The organism is Muriicola sp. Z0-33 (assembly GCF_026126425.1).
Taxonomy (GTDB): domain Bacteria; phylum Bacteroidota; class Bacteroidia; order Flavobacteriales; family Flavobacteriaceae; genus JAFMPW01.
On sequence record NZ_JAFMPW010000005.1, the window covers coordinates 34,385 to 54,766 of the forward strand.

The 20,382-nt window shown below is 39.1% G+C and carries 19 protein-coding genes; 12 read left to right on the forward strand and 7 right to left on the reverse strand.

What is annotated here, in order from left to right; genetic code table 11:
• Positions 1 to 5: 5 nt before the first annotated feature.
• The 10 genes from sufC (at position 6) to J1G40_RS08820 (ending at position 11,032) form a co-directional block, all read left to right on the forward strand.
• A complete protein-coding gene (gene sufC / locus J1G40_RS08775; protein ID WP_265242252.1) occupies positions 6 to 758 on the forward strand; it encodes a Fe-S cluster assembly ATPase SufC in 753 nt (250 codons plus the stop codon).
• Positions 759 to 829: 71 nt separating this feature from the next.
• Complete coding sequence (sufD, locus tag J1G40_RS08780) at positions 830 to 2,146, forward strand: Fe-S cluster assembly protein SufD (RefSeq protein WP_265242253.1); 1,317 nt, start codon at positions 830 to 832, stop codon at positions 2,144 to 2,146.
• 44 nt (positions 2,147 to 2,190) lie between these two features.
• Positions 2,191 to 3,417, forward strand: a complete 1,227-nt coding sequence (locus tag J1G40_RS08785) for an aminotransferase class V-fold PLP-dependent enzyme (protein WP_265242254.1) — start codon at positions 2,191 to 2,193, stop codon at positions 3,415 to 3,417.
• A 73-nt stretch (positions 3,418 to 3,490) separates the two neighbouring features.
• Positions 3,491 to 3,913, forward strand: coding sequence for a SufE family protein (locus J1G40_RS08790; RefSeq protein WP_265242255.1), 423 nt, complete (start codon positions 3,491 to 3,493; stop codon positions 3,911 to 3,913).
• A 6-nt stretch (positions 3,914 to 3,919) separates the two neighbouring features.
• The gene (locus J1G40_RS08795; RefSeq protein ID WP_265242256.1) at positions 3,920 to 4,252 is read left to right on the forward strand and encodes an SUF system Fe-S cluster assembly protein; all 333 of its coding nucleotides are present in this window, start codon (positions 3,920 to 3,922) and stop codon (positions 4,250 to 4,252) included.
• A 108-nt stretch (positions 4,253 to 4,360) separates the two neighbouring features.
• Positions 4,361 to 4,876 carry a DUF2480 family protein gene (locus tag J1G40_RS08800; protein ID WP_265242257.1) on the forward strand — a complete coding sequence of 172 codons (516 nt, stop codon included), beginning with the start codon at positions 4,361 to 4,363 and terminating at the stop codon, positions 4,874 to 4,876.
• A 71-nt stretch (positions 4,877 to 4,947) separates the two neighbouring features.
• Complete coding sequence (locus J1G40_RS08805) at positions 4,948 to 5,874, forward strand: DUF3078 domain-containing protein (RefSeq protein ID WP_265242258.1); 927 nt, start codon at positions 4,948 to 4,950, stop codon at positions 5,872 to 5,874.
• An 809-nt stretch (positions 5,875 to 6,683) separates the two neighbouring features.
• Complete coding sequence (locus tag J1G40_RS08810) at positions 6,684 to 9,572, forward strand: tetratricopeptide repeat protein (RefSeq protein WP_265242259.1); 2,889 nt, start codon at positions 6,684 to 6,686, stop codon at positions 9,570 to 9,572.
• Positions 9,573 to 9,931: 359 nt separating this feature from the next.
• Positions 9,932 to 10,501 carry a porin family protein gene (locus J1G40_RS08815; protein ID WP_265242260.1) on the forward strand — a complete coding sequence of 190 codons (570 nt, stop codon included), beginning with the start codon at positions 9,932 to 9,934 and terminating at the stop codon, positions 10,499 to 10,501.
• Positions 10,502 to 10,513: 12 nt separating this feature from the next.
• A complete protein-coding gene (locus J1G40_RS08820) occupies positions 10,514 to 11,032 on the forward strand; it encodes a hypothetical protein (RefSeq protein WP_265242261.1) in 519 nt (172 codons plus the stop codon).
• A gap of 42 nt (positions 11,033 to 11,074) precedes the next feature.
• Here the strand turns inward: J1G40_RS08820 and hflX are convergent, their stop codons facing one another.
• Positions 11,075 to 12,286 (reverse strand): GTPase HflX, encoded by a 1,212-nt coding sequence (gene hflX / locus J1G40_RS08825; protein ID WP_265242262.1) that lies wholly within the window; start codon positions 12,284 to 12,286, stop codon positions 11,075 to 11,077.
• Between the two features lie 77 nt (positions 12,287 to 12,363).
• On the opposite strand from hflX, the gene J1G40_RS08830 reads away from it, so the two are divergent.
• Complete coding sequence (locus tag J1G40_RS08830) at positions 12,364 to 13,338, forward strand: endonuclease (protein ID WP_265242263.1); 975 nt, start codon at positions 12,364 to 12,366, stop codon at positions 13,336 to 13,338.
• 18 nt (positions 13,339 to 13,356) lie between these two features.
• Here the strand turns inward: J1G40_RS08830 and J1G40_RS08835 are convergent, their stop codons facing one another.
• Complete coding sequence (locus J1G40_RS08835; RefSeq protein ID WP_265242264.1) at positions 13,357 to 14,070, reverse strand: 3'-5' exonuclease; 714 nt, start codon at positions 14,068 to 14,070, stop codon at positions 13,357 to 13,359.
• A 158-nt stretch (positions 14,071 to 14,228) separates the two neighbouring features.
• On the opposite strand from J1G40_RS08835, the gene J1G40_RS08840 reads away from it, so the two are divergent.
• Positions 14,229 to 15,344: a hypothetical protein gene (locus J1G40_RS08840; protein ID WP_265242265.1), complete on the forward strand. Its 1,116-nt coding sequence runs from the start codon at positions 14,229 to 14,231 to the stop codon at positions 15,342 to 15,344.
• Between the two features lie 164 nt (positions 15,345 to 15,508).
• Here J1G40_RS08840 and J1G40_RS08845 read toward each other — a convergent pair whose 3' ends face one another.
• The 5 genes from J1G40_RS08845 to J1G40_RS08865 all read right to left on the reverse strand — a co-directional run bounded on the left by J1G40_RS08845 (position 15,509) and on the right by J1G40_RS08865 (position 20,374).
• The gene (locus J1G40_RS08845; protein ID WP_265242266.1) at positions 15,509 to 15,982 is read right to left on the reverse strand and encodes a methylated-DNA--[protein]-cysteine S-methyltransferase; all 474 of its coding nucleotides are present in this window, start codon (positions 15,980 to 15,982) and stop codon (positions 15,509 to 15,511) included.
• Positions 15,982 to 17,103, reverse strand: a complete 1,122-nt coding sequence (locus tag J1G40_RS08850; RefSeq protein ID WP_265242267.1) for a CNNM domain-containing protein — start codon at positions 17,101 to 17,103, stop codon at positions 15,982 to 15,984. Before J1G40_RS08850 ends, J1G40_RS08845 begins: the two co-directional genes overlap by 1 nt.
• 56 nt (positions 17,104 to 17,159) lie before the next feature.
• Positions 17,160 to 18,482 carry a serine hydrolase domain-containing protein gene (locus J1G40_RS08855; protein ID WP_265242268.1) on the reverse strand — a complete coding sequence of 441 codons (1,323 nt, stop codon included), beginning with the start codon at positions 18,480 to 18,482 and terminating at the stop codon, positions 17,160 to 17,162.
• Between the two features lie 67 nt (positions 18,483 to 18,549).
• Positions 18,550 to 19,539: a porphobilinogen synthase gene (gene hemB, locus J1G40_RS08860; RefSeq protein WP_265242269.1), complete on the reverse strand. Its 990-nt coding sequence runs from the start codon at positions 19,537 to 19,539 to the stop codon at positions 18,550 to 18,552.
• Positions 19,540 to 19,585: 46 nt separating this feature from the next.
• On the reverse strand, positions 19,586 to 20,374 hold the full coding sequence (locus J1G40_RS08865) for a PhzF family phenazine biosynthesis protein (RefSeq protein ID WP_265242270.1): 789 nt from the start codon (positions 20,372 to 20,374) through the stop codon (positions 19,586 to 19,588).
• Positions 20,375 to 20,382: the final 8 nt, after the last annotated feature.

A 20,382-nucleotide genomic window follows, 5' to 3' on the forward strand; every position in this document is an offset into this window, starting at 1 on the left:
AGAAAATGCTGAAAATTAAAAATCTACACGCAGGGGTAGAAGGAAATGAAATCCTGAACGGGATTAATTTGGAGGTGGCGCCAGGAGAAGTGCATGCTATTATGGGGCCCAATGGTTCAGGAAAAAGTACTCTTGCTTCAGTAATTGCCGGGAAAGAGGAATTTGAAGTAACAGAGGGGGTAATCTTTTTTGAAGGGAAAGACCTTGAAGATATGGCACCAGAAGAAAGGGCTCATAACGGGATTTTCCTCTCCTTTCAATATCCTGTAGAGATTCCCGGTGTATCCGTAACCAATTTCATGAAAACGGCAATTAACGAATCCAGAAAAGCCAGAGGCAAAGAGGATATGCCTGCAAATGAGATGCTTAAACTTATTCGGGAGAAATCGGCAATGCTGGATATTGATCGAAGGTTTTTATCGCGCTCGCTTAACGAAGGGTTTTCCGGAGGGGAGAAGAAACGAAATGAAATCTTTCAGATGGCCATGTTAGAACCTAAGCTAGCCATTCTAGACGAAACGGATTCCGGTTTGGATATAGATGCTTTAAGAATTGTAGCCAATGGCGTAAATAAGCTAAAGAGTAAAGATAATGCTGTCATAGTTATAACGCATTATCAGCGACTGTTAGAATATATAGTCCCGGATTTTGTACATGTTTTACATGAAGGTAAAATTGTTAAGTCGGGGAACAAAGATCTTGCTCTTGAGCTAGAGGAGAAAGGATACGACTGGATAAAAAACGAGGCTGTTGTTTAGACTGCCCTGAGGGCGTAAGGCAATGGATAGCTATTTAATCCTCATAACGCTGTACTGAATACCACTAAGAAATGGATTTAAAAGAAAAATTAGTTTCCTCTTTTATGGCCTTCGAGAACAATGTTGATATAGATCACTTTGTTCATGACATCAGGTCCGAAGCCATCAAAAACTTTGAAAACAAAGGTTTCCCTAATAAAAAACAAGAGGCGTGGAAATATACTTCGCTTAACAGTTTGCTGAAGATAGATTTCAGCATATTTCCTAAGGAAGTAAATGCCTTGGAATACAAAGATGTAAAAAAGTACTTTTTACATGAAATAGATACCTATAAGATAGTATTTATAGACGGTATCTATAGTTCATATCTTTCGGAAACCACACATGACGGCGTAGATATTTGCCTGATGAGTTCGGCTTTGACAAAACCTATGTACAAGGCTGTTATTGATACCTATTTTAATAAAGTTGCTTCCGGGGAAGATTCGCTCACCACATTAAATACGGCTTTTAGTCAGGAAGGGGCTTATATTTATATCCCAAAGAACAAAGCACCAAAGAAGCCGGTTGAGATCCTGCACTTTGCGACTGGGAATGAGGCCAATTTAATGCTACAGCCCAGAAATTTAATAATAGTCGAAGAAAATGCCGAGCTTCAGGTAATTGAAAGACATCAGAGCCTTACCTCTAATGAAGTGCTTACCAATTCGGTTACAGAAATTTATGCTGCTAAGCACGCCAATATAGACTATTACAAAGTGCAGAATAATGTAAAGTCGGCCTCGTTAATAGATAACACTTATATTTCTCAAAAAGATACCAGTACGGTTAAAGTACATACCTTTTCTTTTGGCGGGAAACTTACAAGGAATAATCTGAATTTTTACCAGGATGGAGAACACGTTAATTCTACCATGAAAGGAGTTTCTATTCTAGGGGAGAAACAACATATAGATCATCATACCCTGGTACATCACAGACAACCAAATTGCGAGAGTCATCAGGATTATAAAGGGATATATGGAGAGAAATCTACCGGAGTTTTTAACGGTAAGATTATAGTAGATAAGATTGCCCAGAAAACAAATGCCTTTCAGCAAAATAATAACATTCTCATAAGTGATAAGGCTACAATTAATACCAAACCTCAATTGGAAATTTTTGCAGATGACGTAAAATGTTCTCATGGGTGCACCATTGGACAATTGGATGAAGAGGCCTTGTATTATTTAAGATCAAGAGGCATCCCAAAAAAGGAAGCATCTGCTCTGTTAATGTATGCATTTGCAAATAATGTCCTGGAAAGTGTACGACTTCCGGCGCTTAAAACCAGAATTAATAAGTTAATTGCCAATAAACTTGGTGTCCGATTGGGATTTGAACTATAGAGATCAATTCTTGTATTAATGTAGCATCATTATCCATCTTAGAAATGATACAGACGGCCTTAGATATAGAAGCTATTCGAAAAGATTTCCCAATTCTTAAAAGAGAAGTTAATGGGAAACCCTTAGTGTATCTGGATAATGCTGCAACTTCTCAAACACCTCAGCAAGTTATAGATGTAATAGTGGATTATTACCAGAATTACAATGCAAATATTCACAGAGGGGTACATAGTTTATCGCAAGAAGCAACGGATAAATACGAATTGGCCAGACAAAAAATCCAGAGGCATTTTAACGCTGCCAAATCCAAGGAGATAATATTTACCTCCGGTACTACTCATGCCATAAATTTAGTCGCCAACGGATTTACTTCTCTTTTGGAAAAAGGGGATGAAGTTTTGGTTTCTGCCATGGAACACCATTCAAATATTGTCCCCTGGCAAATGCTTTGTGAGCGGAGCGGGGCAGTGTTAAAGGTAATCCCCATGAACAATGAAGGAGAACTTCGTATCGATTTGTATAGGGAGATGCTCACCAGCAAAACCAAACTTGTATTCTGCAATCATGTTTCAAATGCCTTAGGCACCATCAATCCGGTTAAAGAGATGATAGCTGCTGCACACAATATTGGGGCGGCTGTATTAATTGACGGAGCACAAGCGGCTCCCCATATAAAGACCGATCTTCAGGAATTGGACGTTGATTTTTATACGGCTTCGGCGCATAAGATGTGTGGGCCAACTGGAGTAGGAATACTATATGGCAAAGAAGAATGGTTAAATACCCTTCCACCTTATCAGGGCGGAGGCGAAATGATAGAAGAAGTAACCTTTGAAAAATCGACTTATGCCGGTTTACCTCATAAATTTGAAGCAGGAACGCCTAATATATGTGGAGGGATAGCCTTTGGGGCCGCTATAGATTACCTTAATTCTGTTGGATTAGACCTGATAGAAAAATATGAGCACGAGCTTTTAGAATATGCTACCGAACAGTTACTATCTATAGAGGGATTAAAGATATACGGGACTGCCAAACAAAAGACCTCTGTAATTTCCTTTAATATTCAAGGGATACATCCTTATGATATTGGCGCTATATTAGATAAACTGGGAATTGCGGTGAGAACGGGTCATCATTGTGCACAACCGGTGATGGATTTTTTCAGTATTCCGGGTACGGTGCGGGCAAGTTTTAGCTTTTACAATACCAAAGATGAGGTGGATAGCTTAGTAGCTGGTGTAAATAAAGCAAGGCAAATGCTTGTATAGGCATGCGCTAATGAAATAAGGTGACAATTGAAAAACACTTATACATATCGTAATTTTACTGTTATATTAGCCTATGACCATTAAAGAGATCCAGGAAGAAATTGTTGATGAATTTTCCTTGTTTGAGGATTGGATGCAGCGCTATGAATACATGATAGAACTCGGAAAATCTCTTCCTTTAATTGATGAGCAGTTCAAGACAGAAGACAACATCATAAAGGGATGCCAGAGTAAAGTTTGGGTGCATGCGGAACTAAAGGACGACAAACTTTATTTTACTGCGGATAGTGACGCAATAATTACTAAAGGAATTATTGCCATATTAATACGGGTCTTTAGCGGCCAGCCACCCAGAGATATTATTGATGCGGACACCGATTTTATTGATGAAATTGGACTTAAAGAGCATTTATCACCTACCAGAGCAAATGGTCTGGTGAGTATGATAAAACAATTGAAATTATATGCCGTGGCCTATCAAACACAACTTAATTAAATTAAAATGAGCGAAGAAGTGACAGCAATAGATACACAGGAATTGGGAGAAAAAATAGTAAAAGTACTTAAGACGATTTATGACCCGGAAATTCCTGTAGATATTTATGAACTGGGGTTAATTTATGACGTCTTTGTCAACGAAGACAATGAAGTCAAAATATTGATGACACTTACTTCCCCAAATTGCCCGGTTGCGGAGACCCTCCCTGTAGAGGTAGAAGAGAAGGTAAAGTCGCTAGACTTGGTTAAAGATGCTGAAGTCGAAATTACTTTCGACCCTCCATGGACACAGGATCTTATGAGTGAAGAAGCAAAACTGGAATTGGGGATGTTGTAATTACAGATATAGTTCCTTAAAATCTGATGTTTTATTAAATACAAAACATTTTGTATTACGGGAACTGATAAAAAAAAATAATCAAGGCTTAATAAAGTCAGTATTGGGATGCAAGAAGACACTGAACCCATTTTAAACCGCGTTGCCCAGAGTAAACTGGTCACTTTTAATCTCGAAGATTACTACCCTGAAGGGAAAAGGCGAAAACTCGATATTAAAGATTGGTTGCACCAGGGTTTAATCCTGAAAGAAAAGGAGTTCAGGAGCTATGTGGAGGATCACGATTGGCAGCAATATAAAGGGGATTATGTGGCACTTCATTGTTCAACAGAGGCTATTGTCCCGGGGTGGGCATATATGTTGATAAGTACAAAAATTCAACCCTACGCCAGGCAGGTAATTGTAGGAGATTTAGAAGAATTGGAGTCTGTAATTTATCTCGCAGTACTTTCAGAACTAGACCTTGCGCCATTTAAAGACAAACCTGTTATAATTAAAGGCTGTAGTAACAAACCCGTGCCTCAGAATGCCTACCTGTGGGCTGCTTCTAAAATCAGGCAGGTTGCCAAAAGTGTCATGTACGGCGAGGCCTGTTCTTCAGTGCCATTGTACAAGCGAAAATAATGTTGATAAAGCATGGGTTTTATTAACAATTATTACATTTGCTGTTCATAACACTATAAACACTACACACTATGAAAAAATTAATTTTGTTACTGCTAATTTTTGCCGGTACGCAAATGGCATTTACTCAGACGGAAGAGGAGTTAAAAGCTACACAAGCAGCAAAGAAAGATTCTATCGCAGCTATCCAGGGAAGAGTGGATGCCCTTCAAGCACAGATCGACGCTCTTCCAGGATGGAAGAAAGGCGCTTTTGGAACTATTGGCGGAAATTTTTCGAACTTCAGTAATTGGTATTCACAGGGGATTCCTAATAATTCAGCCGGGAATATCGGCTTTACCGTAAATGCTTTTGCTAATTTAAATCAGGATAAGTTTTTCTGGAGGAACTCTGGAAATGTCAATTTAAATTGGGTGAAGTTAGATGATAAAGACGATGACACAGATGAGGATGGTTTTAGGGAAGCTACAGACGTTTTTAATATATCATCGCTTTATGGTAGGAAGGTCAGTGAGAAATTTGCCGTTTCTGGTCTTGGGGAATACCGTACTACAATTTTAAATAATTTTAATGATCCCGGATATTTAGATCTTGGTGTTGGAGGTACATGGACACCTGTTACAGACTTGATAGTGGTAATTCATCCACTCAACTACAACTTTGTTTTTAGTAAGCAGGATAATATATTCGAATCTTCCTTAGGGGCCAAGATAGTTGCAGATTATACAAAACAATTGGGTGCGGTTAACTTTAAAACCAATCTTTCAATGTTCCAGAGCTATAGCAGTGGTGATCTTAGTAACTGGACATGGACCAACTCTTTTGCTTATACCTTATGGAAAATGATTGGAGTAGGTTTTGATTTTGGTTTAAGAAGTAATAAACAAGAGGCTTTGAATTATTCAATAAACACATTGGGTAATACCGCTGAAACCTTTGATACGGTTGATAATGATCTACAGACCTATTGGACCTTAGGCCTGAGCTATGCCTTTTAATCCAAATGCCACATAAACAAAATAAAAAAACCCTGACAATGTCAGGGTTTTTTTAACTAAGTAGGGATTGTAAGACTTGGTTATTATATTGGTCAAGTGCTGATTTGGGGTCCACACTTTAAATTAAGAACAGTATCAGATTTGGGGTCAACACTAAAACTTAATTACAATGTAAATGTATGGCGATATTCCGGAATCACTTAATTTATGTTGTGAACCTGGCCTTAAATGTTGTGAAAAATATGAGTGGTTCGTTTTCTTCGATGAATGGTAATCTAATTATCAATTAGATCACTACAACACAACAAAAAATCAATAATGGCAAATAAAAAAAGCCCCGACTTTATAGTCAGGGCTTTAATTGTTAAGCAGGTTTTGTAAAATTTGGTTTGGTATAGTCTTTAACTTGAAATGCTGATTTGGGCTAGCATTTTTAATTAGGCTCAGTATTAGATTTGGGGTTAAACACCAGAACTTAATTACAATGTAAATGTATGATGAGATTTTGAATACATTAAAATTATGTTGTGAAGTGTCCTTATTATGTTGTGAAACATCTCAACTGCATTTTAGTCCCAAGAAAGACATGCCTGAAGAAAAGTATCTAACAAGCCAGGGATAAGGCTGCAATAAACTTCTGGGAACTATTCTTATATGATTTGGGACTTATATATTAATCAGTTGCTGATGTTTTGCTTTAATATTGAAGTGGAGAAGGTGCATAAAAATTAAGTAACTTGTAAGTAAGGGAATATATTGGGATGAAATTTTATTTGTTATTCTTTTTTCTATTATCGACACTTTGCGGGATGTCCCAAACCAGAGCAGACAGTCTCATCTACAAATTGGACCAGACCAAAGAGGATTCGAGTAAGGTTAAGGTGTTGCAGCAACTCTTTTCTGAATATCAGAAAGATTCATTGATTTTTGCAGAAGAAATGATACTTCGGGCAATATCCCTTTCCAGGAAAGACAGTCTTAAGATTCCTTTGATTACAAGTTATAACCTGTATGGTGGCTTTTTAAGAATACAATCACGTGAAGATTCGGCCATAACGGTATTTAAATCTGCTTTAAAACTAGCCAGGGGAATTCAATATAATGAAGGTATATCTGATGCGCTTGTTGGTGCAGGGCATTCCTTTTGGCAAAAGGGAAATTTTGAGAAATCAGAGGAGTATCAGCAAATGAATATTGAAATTGCCAGGGCAATGGGAGATAGCGCTCGTGTTGCCAGATCATATATTGGTCTTGGAGGTATTCTATCTCAGACAGGAGATTATACCAAAGCCATGGAGTACTATACGGCAGCTTCGAAGCGCTTTCTGGAGTTGGGACAGGAAAGGAATTATGGGGTGGCCCTTGGTAATATTGGATATATACAAAGGAGTTTGGAAAATTATGAAAGCGCAATAGAATATTTCAAAAAGAGCGACAGTATATATATCAAATTAGACAATGTATCGGGCAGGGCTTTTGCCGCATATAACTTATCCGTGGTGTATAAGAATATGGGGTCATTAGATTCGGCCATGGTATACAACCATATTGGGCGGAAATTATATGAGCAGCTGGGTTACCGCAAAAGAGTTTCATACTGTTATTTTACCATGGGTGAAATTTTTCGTAAAAAGGAAGATTTTAATCAAGCGCTTAACTCGTACCAAAAGTCGTTAGAAATTTCCCAGGCTGTGGACGACTCCGTTCAAATTGGTTATTCTAGCATGGCGGTAGCCGACATGTACAAATCTCTTAATAATGGTAGCAAGGCAGTTGGTTATTTAAACACTGCTTTAAAAGTAGCTGAAAGCATGAAATTGGATATACTTGCCATGGATGTGCATGAGCGTTTGGCAAAGAGGTTTTCTAATTTGGGAAGTATGGCCGAAGCCTATCAGCATCTTGAACAATTCATCGTTCTTAAAGACAGCCTTTATACCCGGGAGAAGCGCGAACTTGGAAGTGAAATAGAGGCCAAATACCAGAATGACCAAAAGACGAAGGAAATTGCCCTCTTGGCCTCGGAGACGAAACTACAGGCCCTGCTCCTTAATAAAAGGAAAAATGAGCGAAATGCCATTATTGTCTTTGCACTACTAGCCGCCATACTGGCCCTATTATTATATAACCAGTTTAGAATTAAACAAAAGTCGAATAGAGAACTTCGGGAACTGGATAAAGCCAAATCTAATTTTTTCGCCAATATATCTCACGAATTCAGAACCCCCTTAACATTAATTAAAGGACCAATTGAGCACATTGAACAAAATCCTGAGGAACCACTTAGGAGAGATCAGATTAAAATGATAAGGCGAAACACCAACCGGGTTTTAGAATTAGTTAATCAACTACTCGACCTTTCAAAAATAGATCAGAAAAGTCTGCAACTGAAAAAAACTGAAGGAGACATATATAAATGTCTACGTGCGGCTACTTCTTCATTTAATTCACTCGCTGCCCAACGCAATATAGATTTTAGAGTAGAAATTCCATCCGGAGTATTGTGGGCGGCATTCGACAGGGATAAAATTGAGAAAATTGTTTATAACCTGCTGAGCAATGCGTTTAAATTTAGTGATGATGAAGAAACTATTTCTTTTAGATCATCATATGTAGAACAGGAATTAAGAATAGAAGTTTCCGATACCGGACGGGGTATTTCAAAAGAGAATTTGCCTTTTATCTTTGACCGGTTTTATCAGGAGGATAGCAGTTCTACAAAAGATAAAGAGGGCTCCGGTATAGGCCTGTCATTATCTAAAGGTCTGGTAGATCTTATGGATGGTACTATCACGGTTTCAAGTGAAATTGGGAAAGGTTCATTTTTCACAGTGCATTTGCCAATAGAAGAAATTAAAACTGCCCGGCCAGAGAAAAACGTCCAGAAAAACACCTTCAATACTGAAGGCACAAAGACCTTTGGTTTTGAAAAGACAGATGGCAGAAAGCTACCCAAAGTATTATTGGTAGAAGATAATGAAGACATGAAGACCTTTCTTGTAGATCACCTTTCCGGGCATTTTAGAATTATAAAGGCCACCAATGGAGAGCAGGGATTAAAGAAAGCAAACTCACAGCTGCCAGATCTCATAATAACCGATTTGATGATGCCAAAAATGGATGGCATTGAATTGTGCACTAGACTAAAAACCGATATTCATACCAGTCATATCCCGGTCATCATGCTCACTGCCAAGGCAGGAGTTGAAAACAAAATTCAAGGATTGGAAACAGGTGCAGACGATTATCTCACCAAACCATTTGATGCCCGGGAATTATTGGTTAGAACATCCAATCTAATTGCCCAAAGGCAAAAGCTAAAAGCGCACTTTGCGAATAAAGAGATACAGCTGCGTCCCGAACATGTCACAGCAACATCTATAGATCAAAGATTTTTAGAACAAGTTCTTCAATTACTGGAAAGCAGATATTCAGAAAGCTCATTTGGTGTGCCAGACATGCAAAATGCACTTGGAATGAGTAAATCTCAATTACACAGAAAGATTAAAGCCTTAACAAATGAGTCGCCGGGGGAACTATTACGCAACTTTCGCCTTAAAAGAGCTGCTCAATTAATTTCCCAGGATGCAGATACTGTCACACAAATAGCGTACAAAGTTGGTTTTAATGACCTGTCTTACTTCACTAAGTGTTTCAAAGCGCTGTATGGAATGGTGCCTTCGGCATATAACAATTAGTCATGCCCTGAGTTACCCCATAGGTGCTTTGTAGCGCCTTACACGAATCTCTTTCCATAGATCATTCATACCATTAAGGTGAATATGTTTTGCTGATTAACCAGAATTCACCTTGCCTTACTAATGACGTACACTTTCCAATTAGCTTTTTACCTTCCATTGGCTTGCATAGCAAGTTGTAACACCTATATAACCAGGTCGTGGGACTATTTACATAGTATATGAAACTATACTCCTAGTATTTCGGAGATGCCGGGTCTAGTTTTGACCTGTATGATCTTATGAAGTGTTAACTACTACCTGTAACTCATACCTAATATTGTTCCCTACAAAATAATAACATCTTAAATAACACTATTATGAAAAAAGCACTTTTAACTATGACCATTGTAATGTTCATTTCCTTCGCAGCAGCAGCTCAGGATATTAACATTGGAGCTAAAGCTGGCCTTAACCTTGCCACGCTCAAACCGGATTTAAATGATCCTGCAGTCCGGACATCTTTTCATTTGGGAGGGGTGGTAGAAATTCCACTTCTTGACGAGCTCTCTCTTCAACCCGAGCTTTTTTATTCTTCACAAGGGGTTAAGGATGAATCCGATGATGATGAGGAAGTAAGGCTCAACTACTTGTCGATTCCTGTATTAGCCAAATACTATGTAGCAGAAGGGCTGAGTATTGAAGCTGGTCCCCAAATAGGATTTTTGTTATCTGCTGAAGTTGAAGACAATGGCGACACAACCGATTTAAAAGACACAACAAAATCAACAGATTTTGGTTTTGCACTAGGTCTCGGTTACAAATTGGAGAATGGCCTGAATTTCGCCGCCAGGTATTATTTTGGTTCAGATGTCAATGACATTGAGTCTGATACCGATAAATTTAAGAACAATGTATTTCAACTTTCAATAGGGTATTTTTTTAATTAAAACTTTAATCAAATGAAGAATATTGTTAAATGCTTTCTATGTATTTGTTTTTTTTGGGGGTGCTCATCAGAAGACAGTGACGAGGAAAGTAGTGTATTGGAGCCAAATTTTAAATTTGAAATTAGCGGCGCAATTAATGCAACTTTGACGGGGCAAGGGGTGGTTTATAATGAGACTACCGTTGAAACAAAAGATTACGAAGGTAAAGATGTAAAGGTCACTACCATCCTGGTAATTGCGCAAGACAGAGATTCTGATAATCAGGTAATTTTTGGGGTTACCAGTAAAGGATCAAAAGTGGGTACAGGAGAATATGAAATTGGGACAGACCTGTTTGAATCCCGTAATGCGTTTATGAATTTTTCTGGAGATAGAGGAAGTACGATATCCTATCAGTCCGAATCGGGAAGTATCAACTTTGATTCCCGCCTTTTTTACGCCACTGGCCAGGTAAATGTAACATGCACTGGTGTTGGGGGTGGTGAAACCCTAACAGTTAAAGGGAGTTTCCAGGCCGAAAGCGTAAATTGATGAGTCGCGATTTTATATGAAACTATGAAGTTGGGGATATTTTCAATATTCATCCAGGTGTTCCGGATAGAGAAAGTTATTGTAAGGAAACCTGGAAACATGAATGTCCCTGACTTCATTATACACCCTTTTCCGAAACTCATCCAGGTTTTCTTTTTTCAGGGCAGATATAAATAATACTGAATTACCACTTCTGTTCATCCAGGTTTTGCGCCATTCTTCCAGCGTAAAGTGAGTGCTGTTTCTTTCCGTAACAAGATCATCTTCGGCCAATTCTACGGGCACATACTGATCTATTTTATTAAAGACCATTAGGGTAGGTTTATCACTTGCCTTAATTTCATCCAGTATATGATTTACAGAAGCAATATGTTCTTCAAAATTCGGATGTGAGATATCTACAACATGCAACAACAAATCAGCTTCCCTAACCTCGTCCAGGGTACTCTTAAAACTTTCTACCAATTGTGTGGGTAACTTGCGAATAAAGCCCACAGTATCACTCAGCAGAAAGGGGAGGTTCCCAAGCACTACCTTCCTGACTGTGGTATCTAAAGTGGCAAATAGTTTGTTTTCTGCAAACACATCACTCTTGCTTATTACATTCATAAGCGTGGATTTACCCACATTAGTGTATCCAATTAATGCCACCCGCACCAAAGCCCCCCGGTTTCCCCTTTGGGTTTCCATTTGGCGGTCTATTTTGGATAACTTTTTTTTAAGTAAGGAAATTCTATCACGGACAATCCTTCTATCTGTTTCTATTTCTGTTTCTCCAGGTCCTCTCATGCCTATTCCCCCACGTTGGCGTTCCAGGTGCGTCCAAAGCCCGGTTAATCTGGGAAGTAGGTATTCGTATTGTGCCAGTTCTACCTGGGTCCTTGCATAGCTGGTTTTAGCCCTTTGAGCAAAGATGTCCAGGATAAGTCCGGTTCTGTCCAGAATCTTGCAGCGTAGCTGTTTTTCAATGTTGCGTTGTTGAACAGGACTGAGTTCATCATCAAAAATCACAGAACCAATTTCATTTTCTTTGACGTAAGCCTCTACTTCTAGCATTTTACCGCTCCCAATATAGGTTTTGGGGTTGGGGATTTCTACTCGCTGCACAAATCGTTTCGTTACTTCTCCACCGGCAGTGAATGTCAGAAATTCCAATTCATCAAGATACTCCTGCACCTTTTCCTCATTTTGCTGTCTGTTAATAACACCAATGAGTACGGCCTTTTCATAGTCAATTTTGGTCTTCTCTAGCATAGATCGGATTAATATGCAAATCTAATCAATCGAAACGACCTGATTTTTGTAATTTTAGTTCTCAATTGAAAATTTCCATGCTTTTTCCCTTTTCAAGATCAAATAAAGCCAAAAACCTCCATACCATTGCCTTCTACAATCTGGAAAATCTCTTTGATTCAAAAGATGATCGCCATACATTAGATAATGACTTCACTCCAAACGGATTTAAGAAATGGACAGATAAGAGGTATAAGAAAAAGCTGAATAAGCTCTCGAGCACAATCTCTAAGCTGGGGCTAAAAAGTACTGAACACCCACCTGTCCTGGTGGGAGTAGCAGAAATTGAAAATGGAAAAGTAGCTCAAGACCTATTATCTGCTGATGCTCTTCGTGAGTTTGATTATGACTATGTGCACTATGAATCTCCTGATGAGCGAGGCATAGATACTGCCTTATTCTTTCTCAAATCTCATTTTGAAGTGCTGCATTCGGAACCCATAGCCCTGCTGGTTAATAATTCTGATGGAATCAGAGATACCACAAGAGACATCTTGTATGTGAAAGGTAAATTAAATGGCGAGATAACACACATATTTGTAAATCACTGGCCTTCCAGAAGGGCAGGCGGACAAGAGACAGAATACAAGCGTGTGGAAGCTGCTCAAACCTTAATTGCCTTTATGGAACAAATTGAAATGGAGGAAGCAGTGCCTAATTACATCATTATGGGAGATTTTAATGATGGGCCAACAGCAGAGAGTATTAAAACATTAGTGAATTCCAGGGCACTTTACAATCCGATGATAAAGCTATTAAGCCCTGACAGAGGGAGCGCCAATTATAGAAGAACCTGGGCGTTATTTGATCAGATTATTGTGTCTCATAGTTTTTTGAATTATGAGAAAAACACCCATAGCTTTGCCCATGCCAATATTTTCGATGAAAGATTCCTGACAGAGTTTAAAGGAAGGTATGCCGGCAATCCGTTCAGGACATTTGTAGGGAAAAAGTACCTTGGGGGGTATAGTGACCATTTTCCGGTCTATATTCAACTAAAATATAATGTTTGAAAGCAATAGAGGAGAGTGCTAAACCCTTTTTATTTCATCTTCGCTGAGCAGCTCTTCATTTCGCATTCTTATAAATACCTGGGCAAGGGTAATTACATCAAGTTCACAATACCTTATAATTCTGTCAAGGTTTTGTTCTTGGTAATATACCTCTCGTACCATACTTCCGTCAATATCGGCTTTGGGAGAAGGAATTCCCAGCACGTTGGCCATTAGTTTTAAAGAAGTAAAATGTTTGTAATCACCAAATTTCCATAATTCCATGGTGTCCAGGTGCGGTACCTCCCAGGGTTTTTTTCCAAAAAGATCTAATTTGTTAGGGAGAGGAATTCTGTGAATAATCATTCTACGGGCAATATAGGGGAAATCAAATTCCTTACCATTATGTGCACACAGCAACTGCTTTGGTCTATTGAAATGTACTTCGAGAAGATTCTTAAATTCTTTTAGCAATTTTATCTCTTCACCGAAAAAAGAAGTCACTCTAAAATTTCTGCTACTTCCCTTAAAGTTAAAATATCCTACAGAAATGCAAATAATCTTCCCAAATTCTGCCCATATTCCAGCCCTTTCATAGAATTCTTCAGCGCTTATCTCCTCTTTTCTCTGATATTTGGTTTTTTGCTCCCATAAATCTCTTTTCTCCTGGTCTAATTGCTCAAATTCTGCCTCTTCCGGGACAGTTTCTATATCCAGAAAGAGGATGTCCGTAAGTGCAACGTTCTTAAGCATTTTTATAAAAAATTAGACTTGAAATGATGGAATATTAAAGATAGCGATTATTTTCTATATCATATAGGGCCAAAAACTTTGAAATTCACAAGAACCATTTAAATCTTTGATAATTGAGGTGGCCTGTTAAAATAGTTTATCTTTAATCAAAAAGTTGTATGAATATCCGGAAATTGTTTTGTGGGGTGCTTTGCCTTGCCACATTGTTGGGGTGTTCCCGGGATGATGCAGCTGAGTTTGAAGAACCCATCTCAAATGTGCCCGATTTTAGGGTGGTAGGTGAAGATATTGAGAATATTTATCAATTTAACTATACCGCTTCCGGCGAAACAGGAGAACTAATTAATCTCACCCAGGAGAATAATGTGGCTCTTCAATACCTGGAGTTGAGTCAGGTTAATGATCTTCTAACATTTTACAGTTTTTCTGCCGGGAGTTTTTCAGCGGTACAACGAAATGCAGTCACGGGGGTAAACAATCAATTAAATAACTTCTATACCGTATCTGAAGAACGTTCTATTCTTTGGGGTGCTAATTCTGAATCCAAGTTATTTCTGGGTTTTTTTAGTCCTCAGGGATCAACCAATTTTGGCGTTCGTACCATAGATATTGCCACTGATGAGGTAACTGATATTAATATTGCCTTCAATGTTAATATTGTATTTCAGGCTATTTATAGTAACGGGAAGCTGATACTAACTTACAGAGACAATTTAAACTCAAATAAAGTAGCTATCATCAATACGCAAACTAATTCCTTAATGCGCACTATAGATTTTGGTCCTGCCACTACCAGCATTTTTATTGATGATCAGGGCGATATAGTAATTATCCTCTCGGAAGGTGATGAAAACCAGGAATATCAGTTATATGATTTTGATACTCTGGATTTAAAAGAGCAGCAGGCATTTTTGTTGGATAGGCTATTTGCTCCTGGTCCTCTGGACGCCAGTATTTCTGATACAAAATTGTTTTACATTTATTCCTATTCGCAACCTTCACCGGTGCTTGCCGCTCCGGCGATATATGATTTTGTCAACCAGGAGAACAAGATTATAGACATGATCGGAATAGCACGGCAGGTTGAAGAAGATCTGGAAGCCAATATCGTATTATCGGCAATTGCATATAAGAAAGAGGCCGATGTATTTTTAGTGGGTTATGGCAAACAAGACGGTAATATACTCGAAGGTGGGGTCCTGATTATTTCTTCAAAAGGCCAGCTCGTAGACAATATTAATTTACCTTTTGCCCCCACTTATATCGTTGAATAGCACAAAAGCAGTAAACATACCTGATAGTTTGTTAATTCCCTTTTAAAAATCCTCGTTACTTGGTGCGCAGCAGATTTTGAAAATAAAATCATCGACAAAATGCACTTCAAAAGCATTTTATATGCCCTCTGAAAAGACCTTTCAGACCATGTGGTTGGTTATGCTTAGAAAAGTGTTTGTTGTTTTACAGGGCTCTCGTGGTCCAGGAGCCATTTTTTACGATGTAATCCACCCGCGTAGCCCGTTAAGGAGCCGTCACTACCTATGACTCTATGGCATGGAATCACAATCCATAAGGGATTTTTACCATTGGCTGAGGCAACTGCCCTAATGGCCTTTACATCACCCAATTGCTTAGAGAGTTGAAGATAAGAAAGTGTTTTGCCAAAGGGGATTTGCTGTAAGGCATTCCAGACCTTTTTTTGAAAAGCAGTGCCTTCGGGATTCAATGATAAATTGAACGATTTTCTTTTGCCTTCAAAATATTCTTTTATCTGATATGCCGCCTCTTCCAGAGGTTCGGGAATTATATTGGTAGCCTTTTCTTGGGTTTCCAACACAGAAATTGTCTTTAAGCCAATAGCATCACCTTCAATATAAGCAGTTCCCAAAGGGGTGTCTATGTAGGCGGTCACCATTACTCAATATCTGTATTTTCTTCAATTATTCCCAGGCGTTTAGCCCTGGACTTCCATTTTTTACGCGCCAATTGCTGTAAGTCTTCTACATTGTCACTCTCATCCATGATTTCCAGCCCTAAAAGTGTTTCAAATACATCTTCCATACTCACCAGGCCACTCACAGACCCGTATTCATCTACAACCAGGGCGATATGCTCTCGTTCTGCTATAAAAACATCGAAGAGTTGAGGTATCGGGGTATTTCTGCTGGTGACCAGAATATCTCTTCTGATAGAAGACAAGTTATCTTCCCCATTTTTGTTAATAATCTCTTCCAGTATATTGTCTTTCAACACAAATCCGGTTATGTTGTCCATTCGTTCACTGTATACAGGGATCCTTGAAAAGCGTAATTTAGGGTTAGCCTCAAAAAATTCTTGAATAGAACTATCTTCCGAAGCTGTTTTCATAACGCTTCGTGGCGTCATGATATCTTTTATTAAAACTTCATCAAAGCGAATCAAATTCTTTATAACGGTAGACTCGGATTCCTGAAAGACCCCTTCTTCATGGGCAATATCTGCCATTGTAGTGAAATCTTCTCTGGTCAGAATACTTCCGTGATGCCCTTTCTTTCCTATAAGTCTTGTAAATAATTGTAGTATCCAAAGAAGACCGGTATACTTAAGTACCCAAACCATAATATTTAATGTGCTGGTACTAAAATGGGCCAATTGTTTCCAAAAAGTAGCTCCTATAGTTTTTGGAATAATTTCAGAAGCAATTAGAATTAGTAATGTCATCACCGTAGATACTACTCCCACCATCACATCTTCAGTAAATCTGATGCCCATAAGGCTTCGGGTTGTACTCCCATAGAGATCAGTATAAGCTACTTTAGCCTGAACCCCTACAAGGATAGCCCCTACCGTATGTGCTACTGTATTTAAAGTTAGGATGGCAATCAGTGGTTTATCAACATCTTTTTTTAATACCTCCAGATCATCCGCATAGGCCTTGCCCTCCTTTTTCTTTAAATTAATAAATGTTGGGGTAACGCTCAAAAGAACTGCCTCCAGGATAGAGCACAAAAAGGAAAAGATTACGGAAATAAGGGCGTAGAATATTAGTAGTCCCATGGTTCGTTAATATTAAACGAAGTTAGCAATAAAATAGGTATTTAAAATAGCTAATTTTAGTCATTCGCAGCCTCATAAAATACCTGGTGCAAGGCGGTCCTAATGTTTAAGCTATACAATTTTCTATGGCTTCGGCTGGGATAAACCCTGTTGGACAAGAAAATAAATACCAATTGGTTTTTTGGATCGGCCCAAACGAAAGTGCCTGTAAAACCGCTATGTCCAAAACTATTAGCAGCTGCATTTGGTGCCGGATATGCATCAGATAGTGAAAGTTCTGAGTTGTCTAGCAATGGTTTGTCGAACCCCAGGCCTCTTCTATTTTCATTATTTGCAAATTGTATTGCTGTAAACTCCTTCATAGTGCTTTCTGAGAGAATACGTTGCCCATTGAAGCTTCCGTAATTTTGGTATAACTGCATTAGTTTGGCTAAATCCAGGGCAGTTGCAAAAAGTCCGGCATTTCCGGACACCCCACCCAGTAGAGAGGCATTTTCATCATGAACCCATCCATGGGTGAGTGTTTTACGGTATAATGTATCTATTTCTGTAGGTACAATATTATTGGTCACCTGCCATCTATCCGGATTAAAACCCAGAGTATAGCACCCCAGAGGATCATAAATTGTTTCCCTGAGATACCTTTCGTAAGTCATGCCTGTCAATTGTTCAATTAGCTGAGGGAAAATCAAAAATGTCAGGCCGGAATAACGGTACTTTTTGTCTTCATTTACTTCAGACCTCCGGATCATGCGATGCATTTTATTTTGAAACTTGTTCTTTACGAAAATGCCATCATACGCTTGTTTCTGGAATCGATTGCTTTTAACCGGCTGAATAAAGCGTTTTTTAAGCCGATCTTTCTTCATTACCGTATTCAGAAAGACAATATAGGGCTCTAAGCCAGCCTGATGTGCCAGTATTTCCCTCAGGGTCAGGTCTTTTTTATCTTTCTTTCCTTTCCAGGACCTCCAGTAATTGCTGAAAGGAGCATCCAGATCTAGTTTCTTTTCATCTACCAGCTTCATTAGAGCGGGCAATGGACCGGCGATTTTTGTTACCGAAGCCAGATCATATATATCGTTCAATGCCACTGGTTGAAGACTGTCGTAGGTATGAAAACCATAAGCCTCATGGAAGATGATTTTACCTTCTTTGGCCACCAGGAGCTGGGCACCGGGAAAAGCCGTTTGCTTAATCCCCTCATTCATTATAGAATCTACCCTGGAGTAGATATAGACAGAATCCAGGTTTACCTTTGAGGGCCATGAATAAGCTAATTCAGAGCCGATGCTGCCGTCTAAAAGAACCGAAGTATCCCCTTGTCCGTGGGACATGAAAGAGAATAAACCAATAAGTATAAAAATATATCTCTTCATTTCAATATTCAGTTGAGCGTGCGCCTTAAAGTTTCCGAGATTACATTAGTCAGGATTATAATTCGTTTTAATCCAGTAAACGTACGGCGTCTTTGGCAAAATAAGAGGCGATAATATTGGCACCTGCCCTTTTAATGGCGGTCAACTGTTCCATCATCACAGTATCGTGGTCTAACCATCCTTTTTCTGCAGCTGCTTTTAGCATTGCGTACTCCCCGGATACCTGGTAAACAGCCAAAGGAACGTCAATTTCATTTTTTATCTCACGAACGATATCCAGATAGGCTAACCCCGGTTTTACCATAACAATATCGGCTCCTTCGTCAATATCCATTTCTACCGCCTTAATTGCTTCAAACCTGTTGGCAGGGTCCATTTGATATGTTTTTTTGTCTTTGGGGATCTCCGCACTATCAACGGGGGCCGAATCTAATGCATCCCTGAAAGGGCCATAAAAGCCGCTTGCATATTTGGCACTATAGCTCATAATACCCACATTGGTCAGTTCCTCATCTTCCAGAGCCTCTCTGATTATGCCAATCCTCCCATCCATCATATCGCTGGGAGCTACAAAATCTGCCCCTGCTTTTGCATGCGAAACACTCATTTCTGCAAGCAGTTCAACAGTCTCATCATTTAGAACCTCACCTCCCATAACAATCCCGTCATGGCCAAAGGAGGAGTAAGGGTCCAGGGCAACATCGGTCATAACCAGCATTTCAGGGCAACTGTTTTTCACCGCTTTTATGGCCCTGTGCATCAGCCCATGTTCATTCAGGGCTTCGGCACCTTTGTTATCTTTGAGATTTTCAGGAACTTTTACAAAAAGTAAGACCGCACAAAGCCCCATGTTCCATAGTTCTTTAACTTCCTTTTCCAAATTATCGAGACTAAGTCTGTATTGGCCGGGCATAGATAAAATTTCTTCCTTTACTCCCCTTCCTTCAACAACAAAAAGGGGTACAAGAAAATCATCTGGAGTAATTATTGTTTCACGCACAAGCCTGCGAACAGATGCGGTAGTTCTTAGTCTTCGGTTTCTTCGTAATGGATACATGACAAGGTGTTAAACGTTAAAAGGTCTTTGTAAAAGTACCAAGAATTTAAATTTCTATCTCCCCTACAAGGTAAGGAACGGCTTTACCCGATATTTTTATGCGTTCTCCCAGATCCTCACAAATTAGTGTGCCCCCACGTTGAGAGAGTTGTCTTGCCGTGAGTTTGTTTTTACTAAACTTTTCAGACCAGTAAGGGGTTAATGTGGTATGGGCAGAACCTGTAACCGGGTCTTCTGGTATGCCGCACTGAGGGGCAAAAAATCTGGAAACAAAGTCTACCGATTCTCCTGGAGCTGAAATAATAACCCCCCTGCAATCTAATTGATCCAGGAGATGAAAATTTGGGGAGATGTTTTCAATTTCTTTCTGCGAATTAAAAATGAGAAGGTAATCTGTTTTCCCTTTAATTGTTTTAACGGGGTCGGCGCCAATTGCCTGGTTTATCTCAGCTACAGTGGCTATTTCCTCATAGACGTCTTTTGGGAAGTCCATCGTTATATAACCATCACTCCTGTTTTCAACAATTAGTTTTCCACTTCTTGAGGAATAAAATTCTATCGGATTAGGGATATTATCAAAATAGTGAAAAAGAACGTAAGCCGAGGCCAGAGTTGCATGTCCACAAAGATCAACTTCTGTTTCCGGGGTAAACCACCTTATTTCAAATTGCCTCCCGGAAGGTACTACAAATGCAGTTTCAGCGAGATTGTTTTCCATAGCTATCTGCTGCATAGTTTGTTCGGATATCCAGGTATCCATTATGCATACCGCAGCAGGGTTTCCTTTGAAAACTTCTTCTGCAAACGCATCTATTTGAAAGATCCTTTGTTTCATTTTATGAA